21 protein-coding genes and 1 pseudogene are annotated in these 20,270 nt (G+C 63.2%); 9 read left to right on the top strand and 13 right to left on the bottom strand.

What is annotated here, in order from left to right; all coding sequences use genetic code 11:
• Nucleotides 1-3: 3 nt before the first annotated feature.
• The 4 genes and pseudogenes from P9292_RS05180 to P9292_RS05165 all read left to right on the top strand — a co-directional run bounded on the left by P9292_RS05180 (nt 4) and on the right by P9292_RS05165 (nt 3,641).
• Nucleotides 4-1,057, top strand: a pseudogene (locus P9292_RS05180) (LacI family DNA-binding transcriptional regulator).
• A 20-nt stretch (nt 1,058-1,077) separates the two neighbouring features.
• Nucleotides 1,078-2,103: a hydroxyacid dehydrogenase gene (locus tag P9292_RS05175; protein WP_309958260.1), complete on the top strand. Its 1,026-nt coding sequence runs from the start codon at nt 1,078-1,080 to the stop codon at nt 2,101-2,103.
• A complete protein-coding gene (locus tag P9292_RS05170; protein WP_309958259.1) occupies nt 2,100-2,894 on the top strand; it encodes an amidohydrolase family protein in 795 nt (264 codons plus the stop codon). Before P9292_RS05175 ends, P9292_RS05170 begins: the two co-directional genes overlap by 4 nt.
• Before the next feature lie 48 nt (nt 2,895-2,942).
• Complete coding sequence (locus tag P9292_RS05165) at nt 2,943-3,641, top strand: SDR family oxidoreductase (protein WP_250510890.1); 699 nt, start codon at nt 2,943-2,945, stop codon at nt 3,639-3,641.
• A 54-nt stretch (nt 3,642-3,695) separates the two neighbouring features.
• Here P9292_RS05165 and P9292_RS05160 read toward each other — a convergent pair whose 3' ends face one another.
• The 10 genes from P9292_RS05160 to P9292_RS05115 all read right to left on the bottom strand — a co-directional run bounded on the left by P9292_RS05160 (nt 3,696) and on the right by P9292_RS05115 (nt 13,466).
• Nucleotides 3,696-4,739: a sensor domain-containing diguanylate cyclase gene (locus P9292_RS05160; protein ID WP_309958258.1), complete on the bottom strand. Its 1,044-nt coding sequence runs from the start codon at nt 4,737-4,739 to the stop codon at nt 3,696-3,698.
• An 84-nt stretch (nt 4,740-4,823) separates the two neighbouring features.
• Nucleotides 4,824-6,026: a cyclopropane-fatty-acyl-phospholipid synthase family protein gene (locus P9292_RS05155; RefSeq protein WP_309958257.1), complete on the bottom strand. Its 1,203-nt coding sequence runs from the start codon at nt 6,024-6,026 to the stop codon at nt 4,824-4,826.
• An 18-nt stretch (nt 6,027-6,044) separates the two neighbouring features.
• A complete protein-coding gene (locus P9292_RS05150) occupies nt 6,045-6,854 on the bottom strand; it encodes a DUF1365 domain-containing protein (RefSeq protein WP_309958256.1) in 810 nt (269 codons plus the stop codon).
• Nucleotides 6,839-8,140, bottom strand: a complete 1,302-nt coding sequence (locus P9292_RS05145) for an NAD(P)/FAD-dependent oxidoreductase (protein ID WP_250494407.1) — start codon at nt 8,138-8,140, stop codon at nt 6,839-6,841. The genes P9292_RS05150 and P9292_RS05145 overlap by 16 nt, the downstream gene beginning before the upstream one ends.
• A gap of 112 nt (nt 8,141-8,252) precedes the next feature.
• Nucleotides 8,253-8,852 (bottom strand): lipocalin family protein, encoded by a 600-nt coding sequence (locus P9292_RS05140; RefSeq protein WP_244829834.1) that lies wholly within the window; start codon nt 8,850-8,852, stop codon nt 8,253-8,255.
• The gene (locus P9292_RS05135; RefSeq protein ID WP_309958255.1) at nt 8,849-9,991 is read right to left on the bottom strand and encodes a class I SAM-dependent methyltransferase; all 1,143 of its coding nucleotides are present in this window, start codon (nt 9,989-9,991) and stop codon (nt 8,849-8,851) included. The genes P9292_RS05140 and P9292_RS05135 overlap by 4 nt, the downstream gene beginning before the upstream one ends.
• Nucleotides 9,992-10,007: 16 nt before the next feature.
• Nucleotides 10,008-10,796 (bottom strand): DUF1295 domain-containing protein, encoded by a 789-nt coding sequence (locus P9292_RS05130; RefSeq protein WP_250494410.1) that lies wholly within the window; start codon nt 10,794-10,796, stop codon nt 10,008-10,010.
• 233 nt (nt 10,797-11,029) lie between these two features.
• Complete coding sequence (locus tag P9292_RS05125) at nt 11,030-11,758, bottom strand: anti-sigma factor domain-containing protein (protein WP_244829831.1); 729 nt, start codon at nt 11,756-11,758, stop codon at nt 11,030-11,032.
• Nucleotides 11,755-12,369 carry a sigma-70 family RNA polymerase sigma factor gene (locus P9292_RS05120; RefSeq protein WP_250510900.1) on the bottom strand — a complete coding sequence of 205 codons (615 nt, stop codon included), beginning with the start codon at nt 12,367-12,369 and terminating at the stop codon, nt 11,755-11,757. The genes P9292_RS05125 and P9292_RS05120 overlap by 4 nt, the downstream gene beginning before the upstream one ends.
• A gap of 188 nt (nt 12,370-12,557) precedes the next feature.
• Nucleotides 12,558-13,466 (bottom strand): LysR family transcriptional regulator, encoded by a 909-nt coding sequence (locus P9292_RS05115; protein ID WP_244829829.1) that lies wholly within the window; start codon nt 13,464-13,466, stop codon nt 12,558-12,560.
• Nucleotides 13,467-13,591: 125 nt separating this feature from the next.
• Between P9292_RS05115 and P9292_RS05110 the strand changes: the two genes are divergently transcribed.
• A complete protein-coding gene (locus P9292_RS05110; RefSeq protein ID WP_309958254.1) occupies nt 13,592-14,353 on the top strand; it encodes a glucose 1-dehydrogenase in 762 nt (253 codons plus the stop codon).
• A gap of 23 nt (nt 14,354-14,376) precedes the next feature.
• Here P9292_RS05110 and P9292_RS05105 read toward each other — a convergent pair whose 3' ends face one another.
• Nucleotides 14,377-14,820, bottom strand: coding sequence for an SET domain-containing protein (locus P9292_RS05105; protein WP_250469065.1), 444 nt, complete (start codon nt 14,818-14,820; stop codon nt 14,377-14,379).
• A 397-nt stretch (nt 14,821-15,217) separates the two neighbouring features.
• Here P9292_RS05105 and P9292_RS05100 point away from each other — a divergent pair, with 397 nt between their 5' ends.
• Nucleotides 15,218-15,508: a hypothetical protein gene (locus tag P9292_RS05100; RefSeq protein ID WP_250469068.1), complete on the top strand. Its 291-nt coding sequence runs from the start codon at nt 15,218-15,220 to the stop codon at nt 15,506-15,508.
• Nucleotides 15,509-15,520: 12 nt separating this feature from the next.
• On the opposite strand, the gene P9292_RS05095 is transcribed toward P9292_RS05100, so the two are convergent.
• Nucleotides 15,521-16,537 carry an alpha/beta fold hydrolase gene (locus tag P9292_RS05095; RefSeq protein ID WP_309958253.1) on the bottom strand — a complete coding sequence of 339 codons (1,017 nt, stop codon included), beginning with the start codon at nt 16,535-16,537 and terminating at the stop codon, nt 15,521-15,523.
• Nucleotides 16,538-16,832: 295 nt separating this feature from the next.
• On the opposite strand from P9292_RS05095, the gene P9292_RS05090 reads away from it, so the two are divergent.
• Nucleotides 16,833-17,222: a hypothetical protein gene (locus P9292_RS05090; RefSeq protein ID WP_309958252.1), complete on the top strand. Its 390-nt coding sequence runs from the start codon at nt 16,833-16,835 to the stop codon at nt 17,220-17,222.
• Nucleotides 17,223-17,247: 25 nt separating this feature from the next.
• Here the strand turns inward: P9292_RS05090 and P9292_RS05085 are convergent, their stop codons facing one another.
• Complete coding sequence (locus tag P9292_RS05085; RefSeq protein WP_244829823.1) at nt 17,248-17,562, bottom strand: hypothetical protein; 315 nt, start codon at nt 17,560-17,562, stop codon at nt 17,248-17,250.
• Between the two features lie 349 nt (nt 17,563-17,911).
• Here P9292_RS05085 and P9292_RS05080 point away from each other — a divergent pair, with 349 nt between their 5' ends.
• Together P9292_RS05080 and P9292_RS05075 are read left to right on the top strand one after the other, a co-directional pair.
• Complete coding sequence (locus P9292_RS05080; RefSeq protein ID WP_309958251.1) at nt 17,912-18,199, top strand: hypothetical protein; 288 nt, start codon at nt 17,912-17,914, stop codon at nt 18,197-18,199.
• A 20-nt stretch (nt 18,200-18,219) separates the two neighbouring features.
• Nucleotides 18,220-20,016 (top strand): ATP-dependent DNA helicase RecQ, encoded by a 1,797-nt coding sequence (locus tag P9292_RS05075; RefSeq protein ID WP_309958250.1) that lies wholly within the window; start codon nt 18,220-18,222, stop codon nt 20,014-20,016.
• Nucleotides 20,017-20,270 lie beyond the last annotated feature (254 nt).

Raw genomic sequence — 20,270 nt, 5'->3', positions numbered from 1 at the left:
GTCATGAGCACCATTCAGGACGTAGCCCGCCACGCTGGTGTATCCGTGAGCACGGTTTCCAACGTGCTCAACGGCCGCACCGACCAGATGCGTCAGGAAACGCTCGCGCGGGTGCAGGCCGCGATGACCGCGCTGCAATACCGTCCGAGCACGCTCGCGCGCCAGCTGAAGACCGGTCAGACGCCGCTCGTCGGCTTACTCGTGCCGTCCATCGCCAATCCGATGTACGGCTATATCGCTCGCGAGGTCGAGACTTACGCGCAGGAGCGCTACGGTTATCGCGTGCTGATCGGCAATACGTATCGCGACCCGGCGAAGGAAGCGTCGTTCTTCGAAGATTTGCTTTCGCACGGCGTGCGGCGCGTGATCGTGATCTCATCGCTCGCGGATGAGCGCCATCTGGAAACCGCGGCCGAGCGCGGCATGGTCGTCGTGAGCTACGACCGGCGCGCGACCGAAGGCGAGACCACGCGCATCGATCACGTCACGCCGGACAATTTCGAGGCGGCGCGGCTCGCGACGCGGCATCTCATCGCGCATGGTCACACACGGCTCGGTTATGCGACGCTCGCCGGCATGACGCTGAGCCAGGCGCGACAAGATTCGCGGCTTTCTCGCCGCCGCCGAGGAAGCGGGCCTCGGCCACGGCGCGCGCGTGCTCGACAGCGGCCCGGTGAACGAATACGGCGACTCGATGATCGCGGAAAACGGTCGCGCGCTCGCACGCCAACTCTCGGAAGACGCCGCGCGGCCGACCGGAATCGTCGCGGTCAACGACCTGATGGCGCTCGGTCTGATGGCCGGTCTGCGCGAATCGGGCTTGCGCGTACCGGACGATATGTCCGTGGTCGGCATGGACGGGCACTTTCTCGCCGCTATCTCGAACCCCGCGCTCACGACCGTGCAACTGCCCGTTCCTGCGATGGCCGCGGCCATGGTCGAGCGCGTGATGCGTCAGCAAGACGACGCTGTAAACGATTCCGCGCAGGCGCTATTCACCGACATCACGCTCGTCGAGCGCGAATCCGTGGCGCCGCCTGCCGCAAAAGCAACGTAGAAGCCCTTCAGGACCGAGACATGAACAAGGTTTTCGTGAGTCATCCCCGGCACATGCTGGAACACTATTTCGGCGCACGCGCGAGCGCGGCGCTCGACGCCATCGCCGATGCGACCTACAACACGGAAGACCGCGAGCTCACGACCGCCGAACTCATCGCGGCCGCGCGCGATGCCGACGTGATCATCGGCTACCGGCAGACCCCCGCGCCACGCGAACTGTTCGCAGCCTTGCCGCGGCTTGCCGCGTTCGTGCGCTGCGCGGTGGATATCCGTACCATCGATGTCGATGCCGCCAGCGATCATGGCGTGCTCGTCACGCAGGCGAGCGCGGGCTTCGTGCCGGCGGTATCGGAATGGGTAATCGGCGCGATGATCGATCTGGGCCGCGCCACCACGGCTTATGCGTCGGCATACCATCGCGGAGAGATGCTGGCGCCGAAGATGGGTCGCGAGTTGCGCGGCAGCACGCTCGGCGTGATCGGCTACGGGCAGATCTCGCGCTATCTGTGCGAGCTTGCGCTGGCGTTCGGCATGCGCGTGGTCGTGTCCGATCCGCACGCGAAGATCGACGATGATCGCCTGAGTCAGAGCGATCTTCCGGCCTTGCTCGCCGCCGCCGACTTCGTGGTGTGCCTCGCGCCCGCGAACGATGCGACGCGCAATCTGATGAACGCGCAAGCCTTCGCGACGATGAAGCCGGACGCGTATTTCATCAATGCGGCGCGCGGCGAACTCGTCGACGACAATGCCTTGCTGGCCGCGCTGCAAAGCGGCCGTCTTGCGGGCGCGGCGCTCGACGTGGGGCGTGCGCCGGACCAGATGCCTTCGCCGGCGCTTTGCGCGCACGAACGTGTGATCGCGACGCCGCATGTCGGCGGCCTCACGCCGGCTGCGATCGAGCATCAGTCGATGGAAACCGTCGCGCAAACCGAAGCGCTGTTTCAAGGGCGCATGCCGATGGGCGCGGTCAATCCACGGCATGCGTTCAGGCTCGCGCAGCGTGAAGCGCCGAAAGTCGACGCCATTTCGAGCGACGCGCGATGAACGCCTGCGATTGCCACCTCCACGTCTACGACGACGCTTACCCGCTTGCACCGAGCGCGACGTTCCGGCCGCCATCGGCGCCTGCATCGGCTTATCGCGAAGTACAGCGCGCGTTGGGCTTGTCGCGTGCGATCGTCGTGCAGCCGACCGGCTACGGCTTCGACAATCGCTGCACGCTCGCGGCCATCGAACAACTGGGCAAGGGCGCACGCGGCATCGCGGTCGTTCCGCCCGACGTCGACGATGCCGAATTGCAACGTCTGCACGAAGCCGGCATGCGCGGCGTGCGCTACATGATGTTTCCTGGCGGGCTACTTGCGTGGGACAGCATCGAGGCGATGTCGGCACGTATCGCGCCGCTTGGCTGGAACATCGATCTTCAGCTCGACGGACACACGCTGCCGCAACACGAGGCGCTGCTCGCGCGTTTGCCGTCGAAGCTCGTGATCGATCATATCGGCAAGTTTCAGGGGCCGGTCACGCCTGCAAGCGATGGCTTCGCGTCCCTATGCCGCCTGCTCGACGGACCGCGCTGCTGGATCAAGCTCTCGGCGCCTTACGAAAGTTCACGCAGCGGTGCGCCGGAATACGACGACATCGCGCCGATCGTGCGCACACTGGCCGCGCGCTATCCGCAGCGCGGCGTGTGGGCGTCGAACTGGCCGCATCCGAACGTGCAGCCGGTTCCGGATAACGCGAGCCTGCTCGACTGGTTTTCTCATTGCATGCCCGATGAAGCCACGCGCGGCAAAATCCTCGTCGATAACCCCGCCGAGCTTTACGAATTCTGAAGCCTGTTCCATCCTATGCTTGAACAGCCACGGCTCAAGGAGCACGCGATGAACACACTCGAAGGAAAGACCGTTGTCATCACTGGCGGCTTCGGCAGTCTGGGGCTTGCGACCGCGCGCGTGCTGGCCGAGCGCGGGGCACGAATCGCGCTCATCGGCAGGGACGCGCGGCACGACCCGTTGCCCGCGCCGCTTGCGGATGCGTTCATCGTCACGGGCGCCGATTTGTCGGATGCAAAAGCCGCGCAAGCCGCGTTCGACGCGATCGCGCAAAAGCTCGGCGGCGTGCAGGCGCTGGTGAACGTGGCGGGCGCGTTTCGCTGGGAAACCATCGCGGATGGCAGCGTGGACACATGGAACCTCATGTTCGATGTGAACGTGAAGACGGCGCTCAACGCATCGAAAGCCGCCCTCGGGCTCATGCGCGAGGGCGGCGGGCGTATCGTCAACGTGGGCGCGCTGGCGGCGTTGAAAGCGGGAGCGGGGATGGGCGCTTATGCGGCTTCGAAGGCGGCGCTTCTGCGTCTGACCGAAGCGCTTGCCGAAGAGCTCAAGGATCGAGCCATTACCGTGAACGCGATCCTGCCTTCGATTATCGATACCGCACAGAATCGCGCCGATATGCCATCGGCGGATTTCTCGCGCTGGGTGCAGCCGGAGGAACTCGGCGCGGTGATCGCGTTTCTCCTATCGGACGATGCACGCTCGATCACGGGCGCGGCGATTCCGGTGGCGGGGCGGGTTTGAGTGTTGGCTTGGCGTGGTTCATCGGGGCAGGAAACCCCACGCGGCTGATTCACCTCACCGCGACTGCAATCTGAACGCCTCACCGCGAATCCCCGCCCGATCCACGGACGCGATGCGATTGCGCCCGTGTTCCTTCGCCTGATAAAGCTGCGCATCGGTCAGATTGATGAACGTCGTCGGATCGATGCCATCGGTCGGCACGACGGTGCCCACGCCGAAACTCGCCGTTACGCGCTGATTATGCGGCGAGCGCAGATGCGCGATGTCTTCATCCGCGATCAATTCCCGGCAGCGCTCGGCAATACGCATGACCGCTTCGGCGTCGGTATCCGCGAGCACGAGCACGAACTCCTCACCGCCGAAACGGCCGAGAAAATGCTTTGGCCCGGCGGCCTCGGCGAGCACGCGGGCAACGCGCTTCAGGCATTCGTCGCCTTGCAGATGGCCGTAGTAATCGTTGAAGGACTTGAAGAAGTCGATATCCACCATCACGAGCGACAACGGTTTGCCCGACTCCTTCGCGGCCTGCCATTCGCGCTGCATCACGTTGTCGAACATGCGGCGATTGCCGACGCCCGTGAGGCCGTCGCTCAGCGACAGATGTTCCAGTTCCTTATGCAGGCGCGCGAGTTCTTCCTCGGTGCGCTTGCGTTCGCTGATGTCGAACATGAAGCCGATCAGCGAGTCCACGCCGCCTGCCTCGTTGCGCACCACATGCACGACATCGCGCAGCCAGACATAGCCGCCATCCTTGGTCAACGCGCGATAGTCCGCTTCGTGATCCGTGCCCGCCTGCGACTGCGCCACGCAGAAGTTCACGACCGCCTCGCGATCGTCGGGATGCATGCGCGCGGCCCAGTCGTTGACGTCCTTCCACGACGATGGCGCCCAGCCCAGCAACGCCTCGATCTGCGGTCCGATATACGCGAACTGCATGGTGGCCCAATCGATCTTCCACGGAATCGCCTTGGTCGATTCGAGCAGCGTTCGATAAACCGCGTGATCGTCTTCGCCGAGCGCGCGTTCGGCTGGCGCGAGCGTGTCTTCGTGGCGTAGGAATTCAGCCTTGAGCGGGCTTTCAAGTGGGTCTTGGCTCATCGTGTCGGTCGGAATGGTTCGTTGCGCGTGTTTACGGCCGTTAAGCGCACGTCTTTAACGCATTCGTTCCGCCCTGTCGAAGCCTTACCGCACCACGAAATGCATCACATCGATCCGCCCTTCACCAAAGCCCGCCTCGCAAAAAGCCAGATACAGCCGCCACGTGCGAATGAAAGCATCGTCGAATCCAAGCGCACGCACTGCGTCGAGCCGCGCTTCGAAAGCGGCGCGCCAGTGATGCAGCGTGCGCGCATAGTCCGCGCCGAACGCAAGCGACGGCGCCGCGTTCATCCCCGCTTTCTGCGCCGCCTGCACGAAGCGCTCGGGACTCGGCAACATGCCGCCAGGGAAAATCTGCTCGCGGATGAAATCGCTCGACGCGCGATACGCCAGAAAACGCGCATCCTCGATCGTGATCGACTGCACCAGCGCCTGCGCGCCCGGCGCGAGACAGCGGCGCAGCGTGCGGAAGTACGTGGGCCAGAAGCGTTCGCCAACCGCCTCGAACATTTCGATCGACACGATGGCGTCATATTGCTCACGCAGATCGCGATAATCGCGTAGCTCGATATCGACGAGTTCGCTCAAACCCTCGCGTTCCATGCGTTCGCGCGCGAACGCATGCTGCGCCGCCGATATCGTCACGCCATGTACGCGAATGCCCTCGCGCGCCGCATGCCGCGCGAAACCGCCCCAGCCGCAGCCAATCTCGAGCACGCGCATGCCCGCGCGCAAGCCGAGCGTCTCGACGATGCGCCGGTACTTGCGTTCCTGCGCCGCTTCGAGCGAGAGGCTCGCGTCGCCGTCGAACCACGCGCTCGAATAGGTCCACGTGGGGTCGAGCCAGAGCGCGTAAAAGTCGTTGCCGATGTCGTAATGCGCGTGGATATTACGACGGCTGCCGGCGCGCGTGTTGGGCCGCAGCCGATGCCTGACGTTATGCACGCACTGCGCGATCCAGCCACCGTTCACGGTGCGCTCGACGACCTTCTGATTGCGCATCGCGAGCCGCAATACCGCGGCGGGATCGGGCGTATCGAGCCAGTGATCGCGATACGCCTGCGCAAAGCCGATATCGCCCGAACGGAGAATGGCCCGGCACGCGCGCCAGTCGTGCAGGTGCAGCGTGGCCGCGGGCTGCTGCAGGGCATCGCCGAACACACAGCGGTCGCCGTCGGGCGTGACGAGCACGAGATGACCCACGCGTATGCGTTTGAGGAGGCCCATGAAAAGCCGCGCCGAAAGCGGCATGCCCGCCTGCGCGGAAATCGTCCGCAAAAGATTCATGTCTAGCCTTGTGTTTTGTTATTCGGTCCGTTCTTTCATCGCGTTCGGGTCCTCGGCCGATGGCGGATGTCTGCCGTGGAACGGCACGCGCTTGATCCAGAGCCGAAGCGCCTGCCAGTAAATGCGCGCGACGACGGCGACAGCCAGCAGCGGCTGGCTCAATAGCGTGCGCAAGGCAAGCGGGCCGGTTAGCGGCCGCGCCTTCAGGCCGATTGCCGTGCGAATCAATAGCCCGTCGCGGTCGCGATAGTCGATCGCGACCGACAGCCGGTCGCCATGCCGCCGCACGCGAAAGGCATAGTCGCCATCAACGTCGCAGAAAGGGGATACGTGCAGCGTCTTGCGGCAGGCGAGCTCGGTGTCATCGACGATAGGCGCGTGGTCGGGCTCGCTCAAGAGATAGCCGCGATGCTCGCCGAAGGTGTTGCGCACGTCCGCGTACAGCGCGCGCAAGTTGCCCGCGCGGTCATGGCAGAACCAGAAGCTCACGGGATTGAAAGCATGGCCGAAGACGCGCGGAATGGAGAGCAGCCGGATTTCGCCATCGGCGGGAATCGCAGCATCGGCGAGGCGGGCGCGCATCCACGTTTGCAGATCGCTGCCATCGCGCGGACCGAAGTCGCGCTGAAAAAACGCGAACGGCCGAACCTGGTCGATGCCGAACCACGCACGCTTCACTTCGCCAAGGCGCGCGAGGTCGCAAGAGACATAACAAACCGGATACTCGAAGCGATGATGCACCGGCCGCAGGCGCTCGTGCATCACGCGGCCCGTGAGCAAACGTGCTGCCTCGCCGTGGCCGCGCGCGACCTTCACAAGCGCGCCCATTCCGGTTCCACGCCGAAGTCCCGCGCGATCCTCAACGCCGACTTCAGGCCGTCCTCGTGAAAGCCGTATCCGGTCCACGCACCCGCGAACCAGGTGTTGTGCACGCCCTGAATCTCGGGCAGGCGCTGCTGTGCATCCACGGCGGCGAGATCGAGCAGCGGATGCTCGTATTCGTAGCGGCCGAGTTCGCTGCCGGGCGCGGGTTCATCGACGGGATTGAGCGTCACGATCACCGGTGTTTCGAACGGCAGCGGCTGAAGCTGATTGAGCAGATAGCTCACGCACACCGGTTCGGCCTCACCGTGGCCCGCCCACGCGCGCGCGCCGAGATAGTTCCACGCCGACCACACGCGGCGGCGGCGCGGCAGCAACGCGCGATCCGTATGCAGCACGGCGAGATTGCGCTGATAGCGCACGGCAGAAAGCAATGTGCGCTCGCTGGCCGAAGCGTCGTCGAGCAGATGCAGGCTCGTTGGCGCGTGGGTGGCGAGGACAAGAGCATCGAAACGCTCGGGTCCGGCGTCATCGGTCATGACGACGACGCCTTCGTCATCGCGACGGATACCGCGCACGGGCGTGCCGATGCGCACATCGTCGAGCGTTGCCGCGATACGCCGCACATACTCGCGTCCGCCGCCCGTCACGGTGCGCCACCGCGGCCGGTTGTTGACCTGCAAGAGCGCGTGATTGAGACAGAAGCGCAGAAAGGTCGCGGCGGGAAAGCGCAAGATGTCGCTGGCGGCGCTCGACCAGATCGCGGCGGCCATCGGCAGAAGATAGTGACGCTGAAACGGCGCGCCATAACCGCCTTCGAGCAGCAACTCGCCGACCGAACACCGGTTGAGCGTTGCACGCTCCAAATGCTGCTGCGCCGATGCATTGAAGCGCAGAATGTCGCGCAACATGCCGATGAACGCGGGCGAAAACAGATTGCGCCGCTGCGCGAAGACCGTGTTCAGACTCGTGCCCGCCCATTCGAGCCGCCCGCCATCGAGCGACACGGAAAACGACATGTCGCTTTGATGCGTCGCCACGCCGAGTTCTGCGAGCATCGCGATCAGGTTCGGATACGTGCGCTCGTTGAAGACGAGAAAGCCGGTATCCACGGGATGCCGTTTGCCATCCAGCTCCACGTCCACGGTGTTGGTATGGCCGCCGAGATAATCCGCGGATTCGAACAACGTCACGCGATGCTTGCGCGCAAGCAGCCACGCGCTCGCCAGTCCGGCGATTCCCGCGCCGACCACGGCGATGCGCTGACCTTGTCCTGGTGCTCTTCGGTTCATGTCGAGAGGTCTCCTCGCGCCGAGTGGGCCATTGCGGGCAGCGGTCAAACGTGTCGTCGCAAATCAATACGATGCGGCGCGCCCGCCGGATGCAAATGGCATGCAAAGGTTTTCAGTCGCCCTGTCCGGGACTCTGAAAGCCTGGCTGTCCGATCTGCTCGGGGCTTTGCGGCACGCGCCGGAACTGCGTCGTGTCGTATCCCATTGCGTCCAGACGCGCGAGGAGCGAGCGATACGTCTCGTCGTTCATGGTCGGCTCGCGCGAGAAGATCCAGCCGAGCTTCTTGTTGGGATAGCCGAGAATGGTGTAGCGATAATCCGGATCGACATAAAGCGTCATCTGCGTCACGTGGATCGGCCAGAAGATGCGCACGCTCCATTCGCCGCCGCCGCTGCCGGGCTTCACCGAATCGAGAAACTGATGATGCGTTTCGGGCGCGTCGAAGCCCTTCTTGCGGCCGAAGAACTCGTCGACGATCTTGCCGTCGTCGCGCAAGGTCCACATGACATGGCTCGCGACGAAATCGCGTTCGGCGAAGTAGGGGATATTCGCGATCACGAACCAGCGTCCCATATAGCGCGGCAGATCGACAGGCACGCTTTGCAAAGGCTGTTCGGCGCGCGGGTTCGGATTCGGCGGACCATTCGAGCAGCTTGCAACCAGCAGGATGATGCCCGCGCCAGCGAGCGCGGCAATGAGTGCGCGTTTCATGAGATGACCTTTGACTGAAGAGTGTTCGGCCGAGTGTTCAGCCGCTTCTCGAACAGGTAGTGCGCGACGCCCCACTCACTACCGGACGCATAGCCGAACAGTTCGGACACTGCCATATAAAACATGCGCCAGCGTTGCAGCCAGAGTGCGGCGTCGTCGCCATAAGTGTTCTGAAGCATCGGCATGACGCGAGCGCGCGCCGCGTCGAGCGCGGCGAGCCAGAGATCGGCCGTGCGCGCGTAGTGCGAGCCGTTGACCCACCATTGGCGCGTCACGCGCAAATCGTCCTGGAAGTTGAGCAGCAGCGCGGCGGACGGCATGGTTCCGCCGGTGAAGAAATAGCGCGACATCCAGTCCGAACTGTCGCGCGAGGAGAAGTGATAAGCGAGCGTGCGATGCGCGAAGATATGCACGAAGAGCTTGCCGTCGTCGGCAAGCCAGCGCGCAATCTTTTCGAGCAGCAGGCCGTAATTCTTCATGTGCTCGAACATTTCGACCGACAGGATGCGGTCGAACGCGACGGCGTCGCCATCGGCGGGGAAGTCGAAATCGACGATATTGCCGGTCGTGACCAGCAGGTTCGTGAGACCGCGCTGGGCCGCGCGAGCCTCGATGAACGCGCGCTGCCCATGCGAATTCGACAACGCGACGATGCGCGCATTCGGGTAACGCTCGGCAAGCCACAACGCGAGCGAGCCCCAGCCGCAGCCGAGATCGAGAATGCGCTGGCCATCGGCGAGTTGCGCGCGTTCGGCATAGCTTTCGAGCATCGCGATCTCGCTTTGTGCGAGCGTTTCCTGGCCGCTCGGAAAATAGCCACACGAATATTTGAGGCGCGGCCCGAGATGAGCTTCGAAGAACGCGCCCGGCAACTCGTAATGCTGTGTGTTGGCAGCTTGCGTTTCGATGGCAATGGGGCTCGTGCGCAAATCGGCCAGCAGCGTATCGAGCGCTTGCGTGCGGCGCTCGCCGTCGCCCGCGTGTTCGTCGCGCAGACGCTGGCGGATGAACGCGCGCATGCCGGCGCGCACCAGCGTGTCGGGAAGCCAGCCGCGTTCGCAGAGGCGAATTATCCAGCTTTCGTCCAACGGGGGATTCGAATTGTCGAGCGGGCTGGCCTGTCGTGTCGATGCGTTCATCGGCAAAATCCTCGGGTTATGAATGCACGGGCGGCTTCGGCGGCCACGGCACCAGCACGCTGGTCGTGCGCATGTAGTCGCGATAACCGTCGCGCGTTTCGGCAAGCCGCGCTTCGAGCAGCGGAATGCCCGACACCTTGATAAGGAGCCACGCCATCAACAGCGGCGGCGCGATGGTGAGCCAGCTCCACGGCAGGCCGATCGACAGCACCGCGTAGGCAACCCAGTGCACGCACTCGAAGAAATAGTTGGGATGACGCGAGTAACGCCAGAGGCCGTCGCGGCACACCTTGCCGTGATGCGATGGGTCGGCGGCAAAGCGCTTCAACTGGCGGTCGGCCAGCGCTTCGCCTGCCACGGCGATGATCCACACCACGACCGCCGCCGCGATAGCCACCGGATGCGCGGGCTCGACCGAATATGCGGGCACGAAGAACGCGAGCGCGAGCAAGATGGAGATGAGCACCTGCAACTGGAAGAACCAGAACATGTTGCGCGCCGCTGCCGCGCCCCAGCGTTCACGAAACGCGTGATAACGCGGGTCTTCGGGTTTGCCGTGATTGCGCCGCCACAGATGCAAGGCAAGGCGCGCGCCCCAGACGCATCCGCCAGCCGCGACGCATAGACGATTGATGGACGCGCCGGTCCCGGCCACCGCGATAAACAGCGCGACGAGTGCGAGCGATGCCGCCCAGATCGGATCGATCATGCCGGCGTTTTTCGAGCGCAATTGCCAGAGCCATACGGCGCTGAAGAGCAGCACGAGGCCGGCGAAGGCAATCAGGAAGGAGACGACAACGGGCATGCGAAGCTCCACGAACATGCGTTCGATAGAGCAATACGGATGCCGGTTTGAGATGGATGCAGTCAGAGCGCGTCTTGTCGACGGCGAACGAAAACTCGACGTCGGCGTGGGCGTTGGTTCGTCGGATCACCGGTGAAGCAGGCTTGTTAGGCAGCGCGACGACTACTTTCGATCGCGAAGCCAAGCGGTGCGCTGCAAAGAATGCAAGCGCACCGCCTATGTAACGTAGCGCGTTACGTGCCGCGAATCTCGCCCGTGCCGATCACGGGACCCGTCGGCGCACCGGTCGGCGATCCGCCCGGCGGTTCCACCGACACCGCCAGCACCGCCTTGTTGCTCAGCAGCGCCATGATCTCGGGCGGAAGGTTCATGGTCGCAGGCGTGTTCGACGGGAATACGCCTAGCGCGATCGGCTTCGCGTCCGGCGGGATCAGCCAGAGCTCGGTCGCGCGATCCGCCGCGATGACCGATTGCACCGCCGGTACGACCACCATGCGCGAACGCGAGACATCGACGGTTGCGGTCCAGTGCGCGACGCCGTCCTTCTGCGCGATGGTCGCCACCATGTATTGCGGCGCCTGAGCGACGGTTGGCTGCGGCGGCGCTTGCGGCGCGCGCGTGAGATTCACCGCGACCAGCACCAGCGCGACGGCGCTCGCGCCGACGGCCAGCCAGCGCCACAGATCGAGGCTGTTCCACCAGCCGCTCTTCTTGGCCACCGAGCCTTCCGGCAGGAAGCCGAGATCGCGCTGGATTCGCGTCCAGATGCGTGCGGGCGGTGTCACCGGCGCGATGTCCTGCGCGAGCGGAGCGAGCCGCTCGTGCCAGTCATCCAGCGTGCGTTGCAGACCGGGATTGCGCGTCACGTCCGTTTCCAGCGCGCGGCGCTCCTGCAGGTCGAGCACGCCGAGCGCGTACTCGGCGCAGCGCAGATCGTCTTCGTTTTGGGCGGGCGTGTTCATTGTTCGAGGCACGTCCTGAGTTGCATGAGGCTTCGGCGAATCCAGCTCTTCATGGTGCCGAGCGGCACTGCCAGACGTTGCGCCAGCTCGTTATACGTCGCGCCCGTGAAGAACGCTTCGCGCACCGCGCGGCCTTGCTGCGGCTCCAGACGGTCGAGACATTGTTCGAGCCGCCGCCGCTCTTCGCTCGATTCGGCCGCGGCGGCGGGCGTCGGGGCATCGTCGGCGATTTCGGGGGTTTCGTCGTCGCCGAGCAATTCCTCGCGGCGCTGACGCATGCGGTCGATGGTGCGATTGCGCCCGAGCGTAATGAGCCAGGTGATGGCGCTGCCGCGTTCGGGATCGAAGGAATCGGCGCGACGCCAGGCGGCGGCGTAGACCTCTTGCAGGATGTCCTCGGCTTCGCCTCGGTCGTGCATCATCCGCAAGATCACGCCGAAGACGCGCGACGAGGTCGCGCGGTACAACTCCGCGAACGCTTTCTGGTCTCCCTTCGCGACACGCACGAGCATGTCGTTCAGGCGCTCGCGCCGCAACAGGCCGGCGTCGGTGTCGCTGCCGTCGTTTCGGTCGGAGTAATTGCCGGTGCTGCCGGAGGTAGTGTCCGTCATGGGCAGAATGGGTCGAGCCGCGCTCGGGGGTGAGGTCCTGCCGAAATATATCACCGTGCCGGCGCGCTGCAAGCAATCTGTCGCCAGGGCGCTATAAAGAAGCCTCGTCATGTCCGTGTCCTTCCGGCATCCCGTTCGTATTCTCAGGGAAGATACGGATCACAACGCGCACGGGATGCAAGCCGCGGCTATTCGAACGCCTCGGAAAAGCGCGCCATCGCCCAGTCGATAAACACGCGCAACCGCTGGCTCATATGCCGGTCGGGCGGATAGACGAGAAAGAACGGATAAGGCGCCGGCTGCCAGCCTTGCAGCAGCGGCACGAGTTCGCCGCGCGCGATCGCGGCATTGGCCGCATAGGCGAACGTCTGAATGACGCCGAGTCCCGCCAGCCCCGCCGCGAAGTGCGCCGTACTTTCGTTCACGCCCATGTAGCGGTTCTGCACGCCGTCCACGACGACCTTCGTCGCACCCTTTTCGAAGCGCATGGGCACGACGCGGCCCGATCGTGCCGACATGTAGTTCACCACGCGATGCCCTTTCTCCAGATCGGACGGATGCCGCGGCTTGCCGTATCGTTCGATGTAGCCGGGCGTGGCGCACGTGACGAAGCGCGCGCGTCCGAGCGGCCGGGCAACGAGCGATGGTTCGTCTGCCCGGCCGCCGCGAATCACACAGTCGACGTTGTCGCCGATCAGGTCGACCTGACGGTCGCTCACGCCGAGCCCGATGTTGATCTCCGGATATTGCGCGGTAAATTCGGGCAGCGCCGGAATGAGCACGCAACTCGCCGTGGACGAACCGATGTCGATCCGCAACCGTCCGCGTGGCCGCTTCTGCGCGGCGCTGAAGCTCGCGTCGATATCTTCGAGTTCGTGCAGAAGGCGCGTGGTGCGTTCATAGTACGCATTGCCTTCCGGCGTAACGGAGACTTGACGCGTCGTACGCTGCAGCAGCTTCATGCCGAGATGCTTTTCGAGCGAACCGACGAGCTTGCTCACGGTTGCAAGCGGCATGTCGAGCGAGCCGGCGGCGCGCGTGAACGATCCGGTTTCGACGACGCGCGCGAACACCCGGATGGCAAGAATCTGGTCCATTGATTATCTACGCACGTGGATAAAGTAATCGCGTTCGACGACTTTATTCAACAATCCATTGTTTGTACAGTGACGTTCATGCGCTGGCGACGACGCCGGCTTAACTGATCGAATCGGAGAACATCATGACTCAAGAAACGCAAGGCAAGCTGGCAAACAAGATTGCACTGGTGACGGGCGGATCGAGCGGCATTGGTCTTGCGTCGGCGCAGGAACTGGCGGCGGAAGGTGCGACGGTGTTCATCACAGGCCGTCGTCAGGCGGAACTAGATGCGGCGGTCGCGGCCATTGGCGCGGGCGCGACGGGCATTCGCGCGGATGTATCGAAGCTCGACGATCTCGACCGCGTCTTCAGCGAGATTCGCGAGCGTGCGGGGCGGCTCGATATCGTCGTGGCGAATGCAGGCGGTGGCGACATGGTGCCGCTTTCGCAGATCGACGAGGAGCACTTCGACCGCATTTTCGGAACCAACGTGAAGGGGCTCGTGTTCACGGTGCAGAAGAGCTTGCCCTTGCTCGTGGATGGCGGCTCGATCGTCCTGATGGCCTCGACCACTGGAATTCAAGGCACGGAAAACTTCAGCGTCTACAGCGCGAGCAAGGCGGCGGTGCGTAACTTCGCGCGCTCATGGATTCTGGATTTGAAGGATCGCGGCATTCGCGTGAACGTGGTGAGCCCGGGCCCGGTGCGCACGCCGGGGCTTGCGGGCATCGTGCCCGAAGGTCAGCAGGAAGGGTTGTATGCGCATCTGGCTTCGTCGGTGCCGCTCGCGCGACTGGGCGAGCCGCGTGAGATCGGACGCGCGGTGGTGTTTCTTGCATCCGCTGACGCGAGCTTCGTGAACGGGGCCGAGTTGTTCGTCGATGGAGGGATGGCGCAAATCTAAGCGTCGACGTTGTCGGCGAGGCACTACCTTCCCGCCGACAACATCGTTCCCCGACAGCCCGATGCCTGACATCGGCATGCATAAAGCCGCTTCATTGCCGCCGTGCGCCGTCCTTCCACCGTCAGGCGGTAATCGATGAACAGCTCATCGCCCTTTCGAATGGGCTGGATGGCGAAGATGAAGACGCGCTCGCCGTCCTGCTCGGCTTCGCAGTTCGGCGCGCAACTGTGATTGAGCCAGCGTGCGGAGTTGCCGCCGCGTGCGCCGTCGATCACGCTGCCATCATCGAGACCGAAGAAGAAGGTGTGACCGTCCTCGGCGGTCGAGCGTTCATGGCTGCGTTGCGCCTGCTTCCACGTCAGCCGCTGCCCCTTGTATTCGAGCAGCAGCGCGCCGGTGGGTAGATCGGCGAGGGCGAAAACGCCCCGGCCATGGACGGGAGAAGTTCGTACTGTGATTCGTCGCATGGTGTGGCGGCTCGCTTGGGTTTGCTTGAATTCGCGCGAAGACGGGAGATTTGTTTGAGCCTGTGCGCGGCGATGGTTATGATGATGCCGTCATAAATCGCTGTCACGCCCATGCACGCTGTTTTAACCCGCAGGCGCAAGAGACGCAAGCCACTCAGAGGCACGCTCGCGCGCTATCGTAACCGTATCGTCGAAGTGTTGGGAGAGGCTCGCGGCGAACGCGTCATGATTCGCTCCATTCACGACGATGGCGTCGAGCGGCGCACCGCCGTCAAGTGGATCAACCTGCTGCCGATGGATACCGAACTCTTCTGACTTGCACTACGTCCTCATTCTTCTCTCATTTTCGGCTCGCAGAATGGCTTCATCGACGAACCGGAAACAACAGGAGACGAACATGAAGACGATCAGAAACATCACGCTGGCACTGGCCTTGAGCGCCGCTTGCATGACGGCGGCAGAAGCACATCCGTTCATTGGCGTGGGTATCGTGGGCGGGCCCGTGTTTCCCGTGGCTTCCAATGCGCAGAGCGCGCCGCCGTTGCCGGTCTACCCGCACGCAATGTACTCCGGCCCCGCGCCGCTGCCGCTCGATGCACCGCCGCCCGTTTATGTGCAACCGGCCATCGGCAATATCGCGGCGATCATGGGACATGCGAACCCGGCGAACGGCATAACGGGATCGTAAGGACGCATGTGCTCAGGCCGCGAGGCTGTGCTTGCGCAGCCATTCGAGCACGATCGCAGCGATGGCGTCGCTGTTGTAGTCGGCCATGAGCGCGTGAGAGTTGCCGGTAATGCCGCGCGCGGGCAGATCGATCCATTCGACATCCGTGCCCGCCGCGGCCAGCGCGTCATGCCAGCGCCGGACGTTCGGCACCGAATCGACCCAAAACGAATGCTGATCGAGATAGTCGCCCCAAAGGAAGAGATGCGGCACATCGCGCAGAAGAGCGGCGTCGTGATCGTCAGGGGACGGCGCGCCGGATGGCTCCAGCGAGATCACCGCCTTCACGCGTTCCGGCGCATTGAGCGCGGCCGTCAGCCCGAAGTTGCCCCCCTGACTATGCGTGAGGATGATGCTGGTGTCGAGGCTCGCGATGAGCGCGTCGTAAGCATGTTGCGTGCGGGCATTGTTGGTCGCCCAGCGCGGCACGAACTGATGCATGAAGGTTTCCATCCGCCCGACAGGAAAGCGCACGCCTTCGTGCGAGCGTCTTGCCGCTTCATCCGGATGCCACGAGCCCGCCGGGCCGAAGCGGAAGGTTTCTTCCCACGCCTCGCGCGCCGTGCGAAAGTAGGGCGCTTCGGCGAATACCTCGGGATACGGCGCCCACGACGCGCGTCCGCGTTCGACCGCATCGGAGACATACACATCCAGACCCGAGCGCAGGAAGAACATCTGCCAGCCGGGACGGCCGTCGGGCGTGGTCTCCCAGTTGACGCCGCTCATGCCGCCGCCATGCCAGAGCAAGAGCGGCCATCGTCCGGTGGGACGTTCGAGCCTGATGTATTGCACGTACATCTGTCCCGCGATGATCTCGCCATTCTGATCGACAGGATGCACCGCGCCCTGGTTCGTGCTGACGCGGTCGCGATGCGGCATGCCGCTTAGCGTAAGCATCTCGCCGCCGACGAAGAAGCTGCCGATGTCGCGTACCGAGATGCAGGTTTGCAACTGGCGCTGTGTGTCGGCTGCGTGGGGATGATCGGTCATGGATGGCGCCTTTTTCGGTGGGCACGCGGGATGGATCGTTCCTCATTCTAGATGCTTCCACGAAGTGCACCGGCGCAATTACAAACCGCTTCACGCGGTCCGCTGGCGCGTGGTGCACACTACGCGCAGACGAATGGCTTTTACTCGGGAACAACGGCTTCTTGTGGGGCTCTAAGGGGTCGACAAACACGCGACAGTGCTTCAGGTGCCGATCGCCTCCACGACACACGCGTGCCTCGCGGCGGCTCTTTCTTCGATTGGAGTAGAGCCAAAGCGGCGCGCCAGCTTGCGGACCATGAATACCCAACTCAGCAACGAATGCAGGACCCGGCTTTTCCGGATCACACTCGAAACGCCCGTGGAAGGCGTGGCCTTCGTCATGGCGGACAGCCGCGAAGCGGCATGGCGAATCGGCAAGACGGTGATGGCGGTCTTGCGCGGCATCGGCATCTACGATGTCGCGCTCAAACACGTTCACTCGTTTGCCGAACTCGTCGCAATGGGCAAAGGCGATGACGAAGACCTGCGAATCTTCGAAGTGGCTTACGACGTTGAAAACGGCCCGGTCTGGGCCGGCTCGCCGTACTTCCTGACTAATGATTCATCGCTGCTCGGCAAGTGGGCCGAGCTTTGCGCGGATCTCGCGGCGGATGTGGCGCGTATGGCCATCCGGCGAGCAAAGTAGTCGGTGGGCCTGGAACGGACCAAACTCAGGCGGCTGCGCGCCGGTTCTGAGCGTCCTCATGCGACTCGGGGTAAGCGGAGTCGAGCGCGTTATCCAAAAGGGCAAGCTTGCGTTGCAGCGAGGCGACGCGATGGCACTGCGACGGGACGAGATCGTAGTCGGCATCGAGCTGGGCGATGCGTTTGTCCCAATATCCGGTCGGAAAGCGTCCCGGCGCCACGTCGGGCGGCCCGGCATAGCTTGCGAGAATCAATTCCAGATGCCTGAGTTCGCTTTCCGCGAGTTGCGCGGTTCGGCGCTGTCGAAACTCGGGGATGGCGGCATCGATGCCTTTCTTCATAGTCCTTTTCCTGCTCGATTCGTAAAGTAAACATCTGAGCAATTGACGTTCCGATGGTTCGCTTTACCTTCTTCGAAATTGTTTCCAATTGAAAACCAGCTTGCGGTGAGGCTTATGTGGTCTCGTTTCCGCACCTTTTGGCATCGAGCGGGTTTTCCCTGATTTTTCTCCGAACGACCGTTCGAGGCATGGAACGCATGCAAAGCACGGAGGAATTGACGGGACATTTCTTCATTGCCTTGGCGCTTTCTTCAAGCAAGTGGTGCTGGGTCTGCTGATTGCTTTGATGCTGTTCGAAGGCAGCGCGGCAACTCCTGCATAAGCGCTAGCCTCCATCGAGGTATCGACAATGAAAAAGACAGCGTCTTCCATCCTGTGCTGCGCCGTTGCGTTGACCGGACTCATCGGCTCGATCGCGGCGCATGCTGAAGAGAGAACCGTGCCGGGCAACACGCAATCGGGCTCTGGCGCATCCGGCAAGTCGGCTGGAACGGCAGGTGGCGCGGGCGCCGCAGGCAAGGCGGGCACCGATCCCACGACGCTCGCGCGTACCGAAGAGGAACGCGTGAAACAGAAGAACGCCAAGAGCAGTGGCTCTGGCAAGGCCGATTCGAAAAGAAAAGACTGGAAAGACTAAGCCCTCGCCATCTCCGACTTATGAACGATAGCCGCACACGCAAGAGCCGTTCGTCGCGACCGCTCGACGCCGAACTGGAAAAGGCACTACTCAAGGTATTCGGATTTCCGCACCTGCGGCCGGGTCAGGAAGAGGTCATTCGAAGCGTGCTCGACGGCGCCGATACGCTCGCCGTCATGCCGACAGGCGCCGGCAAATCGCTTTGCTATCAACTGCCGGCGCTGCAATTCGAGGGCATGACGATCGTCGTATCGCCGCTCATATCGTTGATGCGCGATCAGGCTGCCAAGCTCGCGGAAGCGGGCGTGGCGACGAGGGTTCTGAATAGCACGCTCAAGGCAAGTGAAGCGCGCGAAGCAATGCAGGCTATCGCCGATCATGCGGTTCGCATACTGTTCGTCACGCCCGAGCGTCTCGTCGATGCCGAGTTCAACGCAACACTTCTTGCTGACGGCATGCCCGAAGTTCCGCTCGTGGTGATCGACGAAGCGCATTGCATTTCGCAGTGGGGACACGACTTCCGTCCCGCGTACGTCGAACTCATTCATGCGGTCAAGACGCTGGGCCGACCGCCGGTGCTCGCGCTGACGGCAACCGCGACGCCCGCGGTCGTCACGGACATCGTGCGTGAATTGCAGATGCGCCACGCAAACGTGATCCATACGGGCGTGTATCGCGAGAACCTGCATTTCTCCGTCGAGCAGTTGACGAATCCCGAGGAGAAACGCGCGCGTGCAATCGAACGCGTGAGCGCAATGCAAGGCAGCGGCATTGTGTATTGCTCGACGGTGGCCGAGTGCGAGGCGCTGCATGCCGCGCTCGTCGATGCCGGCGTCGAGGCCGAGCGTTATCACGGCAAGCTTGCGGCGAGTGTACGTTCGGAAGCGCAGGACGCTTTCATGGAAGATCGCGTGCGCGTGATGGTGGCGACCAATGCATTCGGCATGGGGATCGACAAGCCGGACATTCGCTTCGTGCTGCATGCGCAGATGCCCGGCAGCCTCGATGCGTACTATCAGGAAGCAGGCCGCGCGGGCCGTGATGGCGAGCCTGCGGATTGCATTCTGCTCTTCGAGATGAAGGACAAGCAGGTTCAGCAGTTCTTTCTCGGTGGCCGCTATCCGAGTGCGGAGACTATTCGACTCGTGGCCGAAACCGTATGCAAGCTCGCCAAGGAAGACGCTGGCCACACGCTGCAGAAGCCGCTTGAACGCTTGCAGGAAGCGATGCCGAATATCGGTGCGAACAAATTGCGCGTGGCGGCAACATTGTTGAACGAACTCGGCATGACGCGGCGCACGCAGCGCGGCGGCATGAAACTCATCGACGATGGCGCGGCCTTCGCGCATCTCGATCAAGCAGCGGGCGCGTACACCGCGAGAGCGGAGCGTGACCGCGCGGTGCTGGAACGAATGATCACGTACGTGCAGAGCGCGCAATGCCGCTGGCGCATCGTGCTCGACTATTTCGCTGCCGATATCGACGATGCAAAGTCGCATGAGCTTCTGCGTCAGGCGGAGATGAATTATCGATCGCCGGAGGACGAGCTCGGCGGCAAGACATGCGGTGCTTGCGATAATTGCCTGCATCCGCCGGAGATCAGCTTAAGCGCGCGTGAAGAACGTGAGCACGCACGCGTCGATGAAGCGTCGAAGCCGCTGGGCAAACTAAAGACTTTCGAAGCGGGCGATCGTGTTCGCGTGCGTCGCTATGGCGTGGGCACGGTGGAAATGATGAGCGGTGAAAGCGTTGCCGTCCGCTTCGCCGATGACTCGACGCGCACGTTCGTCGCCCAATTCGTCAAGCGCGCCTCTTAGGTTTTCTTTAGCGTTTTCTTAGCATTTCCCAAGCGCGCAGCTTAAGCGCCTTAAGTCATGAAAGCGCGTTAAGCGACGCTTGACAATCAAGCGCAATCAAAGCGTAAAAGGGCGGCTTCCTCTCGCGAAGCCGCCCCTGTCCCTGGACTGCAATTCGGAGTTCTTCAGGACATGACGAAGCGTAACAACCCGATTGCCAACAACAAACCGCATGTCTCGCAAATGGCTCTTGCGTGGATCGGTGGAATGCCGTC

The organism is Caballeronia sp. LZ001 (genome assembly GCF_031450875.1).
In the GTDB taxonomy this organism is placed as follows: Bacteria; Pseudomonadota; Gammaproteobacteria; order Burkholderiales; family Burkholderiaceae; genus Caballeronia.
Note: the sequence above shows the minus strand (reverse complement) of the source record. Positions and strands in the feature narration are given on the sequence as shown.

Bases quoted from the DNA above. Each gene is read 5' to 3' on its own strand.
- P9292_RS05175 (WP_309958260.1), top strand. From the start codon at position 1,078: ATGAACAAGGTTTTCGTGAGTCATCCCCGGCACATGCTGGAACACTAT.
- P9292_RS05170 (WP_309958259.1), top strand. From the start codon at position 2,100: ATGAACGCCTGCGATTGCCACCTCCACGTCTACGACGACGCTTACCCG.
- P9292_RS05165 (WP_250510890.1), top strand. From the start codon at position 2,943: ATGAACACACTCGAAGGAAAGACCGTTGTCATCACTGGCGGCTTCGGC.
- P9292_RS05160 (WP_309958258.1), bottom strand. From the start codon at position 4,739: ATGAGCCAAGACCCACTTGAAAGCCCGCTCAAGGCTGAATTCCTACGC.
- P9292_RS05155 (WP_309958257.1), bottom strand. From the start codon at position 6,026: ATGAATCTTTTGCGGACGATTTCCGCGCAGGCGGGCATGCCGCTTTCG.
- P9292_RS05150 (WP_309958256.1), bottom strand. From the start codon at position 6,854: ATGGGCGCGCTTGTGAAGGTCGCGCGCGGCCACGGCGAGGCAGCACGT.
- P9292_RS05145 (WP_250494407.1), bottom strand. From the start codon at position 8,140: ATGAACCGAAGAGCACCAGGACAAGGTCAGCGCATCGCCGTGGTCGGC.
- P9292_RS05140 (WP_244829834.1), bottom strand. From the start codon at position 8,852: ATGAAACGCGCACTCATTGCCGCGCTCGCTGGCGCGGGCATCATCCTG.
- P9292_RS05135 (WP_309958255.1), bottom strand. From the start codon at position 9,991: ATGAACGCATCGACACGACAGGCCAGCCCGCTCGACAATTCGAATCCC.
- P9292_RS05130 (WP_250494410.1), bottom strand. From the start codon at position 10,796: ATGCCCGTTGTCGTCTCCTTCCTGATTGCCTTCGCCGGCCTCGTGCTG.
- P9292_RS05125 (WP_244829831.1), bottom strand. From the start codon at position 11,758: ATGAACACGCCCGCCCAAAACGAAGACGATCTGCGCTGCGCCGAGTAC.
- P9292_RS05120 (WP_250510900.1), bottom strand. From the start codon at position 12,369: ATGACGGACACTACCTCCGGCAGCACCGGCAATTACTCCGACCGAAAC.
- P9292_RS05115 (WP_244829829.1), bottom strand. From the start codon at position 13,466: ATGGACCAGATTCTTGCCATCCGGGTGTTCGCGCGCGTCGTCGAAACC.
- P9292_RS05110 (WP_309958254.1), top strand. From the start codon at position 13,592: ATGACTCAAGAAACGCAAGGCAAGCTGGCAAACAAGATTGCACTGGTG.
- P9292_RS05105 (WP_250469065.1), bottom strand. From the start codon at position 14,820: ATGCGACGAATCACAGTACGAACTTCTCCCGTCCATGGCCGGGGCGTT.
- P9292_RS05100 (WP_250469068.1), top strand. From the start codon at position 15,218: ATGAAGACGATCAGAAACATCACGCTGGCACTGGCCTTGAGCGCCGCT.
- P9292_RS05095 (WP_309958253.1), bottom strand. From the start codon at position 16,537: ATGACCGATCATCCCCACGCAGCCGACACACAGCGCCAGTTGCAAACC.
- P9292_RS05090 (WP_309958252.1), top strand. From the start codon at position 16,833: ATGAATACCCAACTCAGCAACGAATGCAGGACCCGGCTTTTCCGGATC.
- P9292_RS05085 (WP_244829823.1), bottom strand. From the start codon at position 17,562: ATGAAGAAAGGCATCGATGCCGCCATCCCCGAGTTTCGACAGCGCCGA.
- P9292_RS05080 (WP_309958251.1), top strand. From the start codon at position 17,912: ATGAAAAAGACAGCGTCTTCCATCCTGTGCTGCGCCGTTGCGTTGACC.
- P9292_RS05075 (WP_309958250.1), top strand. From the start codon at position 18,220: ATGAACGATAGCCGCACACGCAAGAGCCGTTCGTCGCGACCGCTCGAC.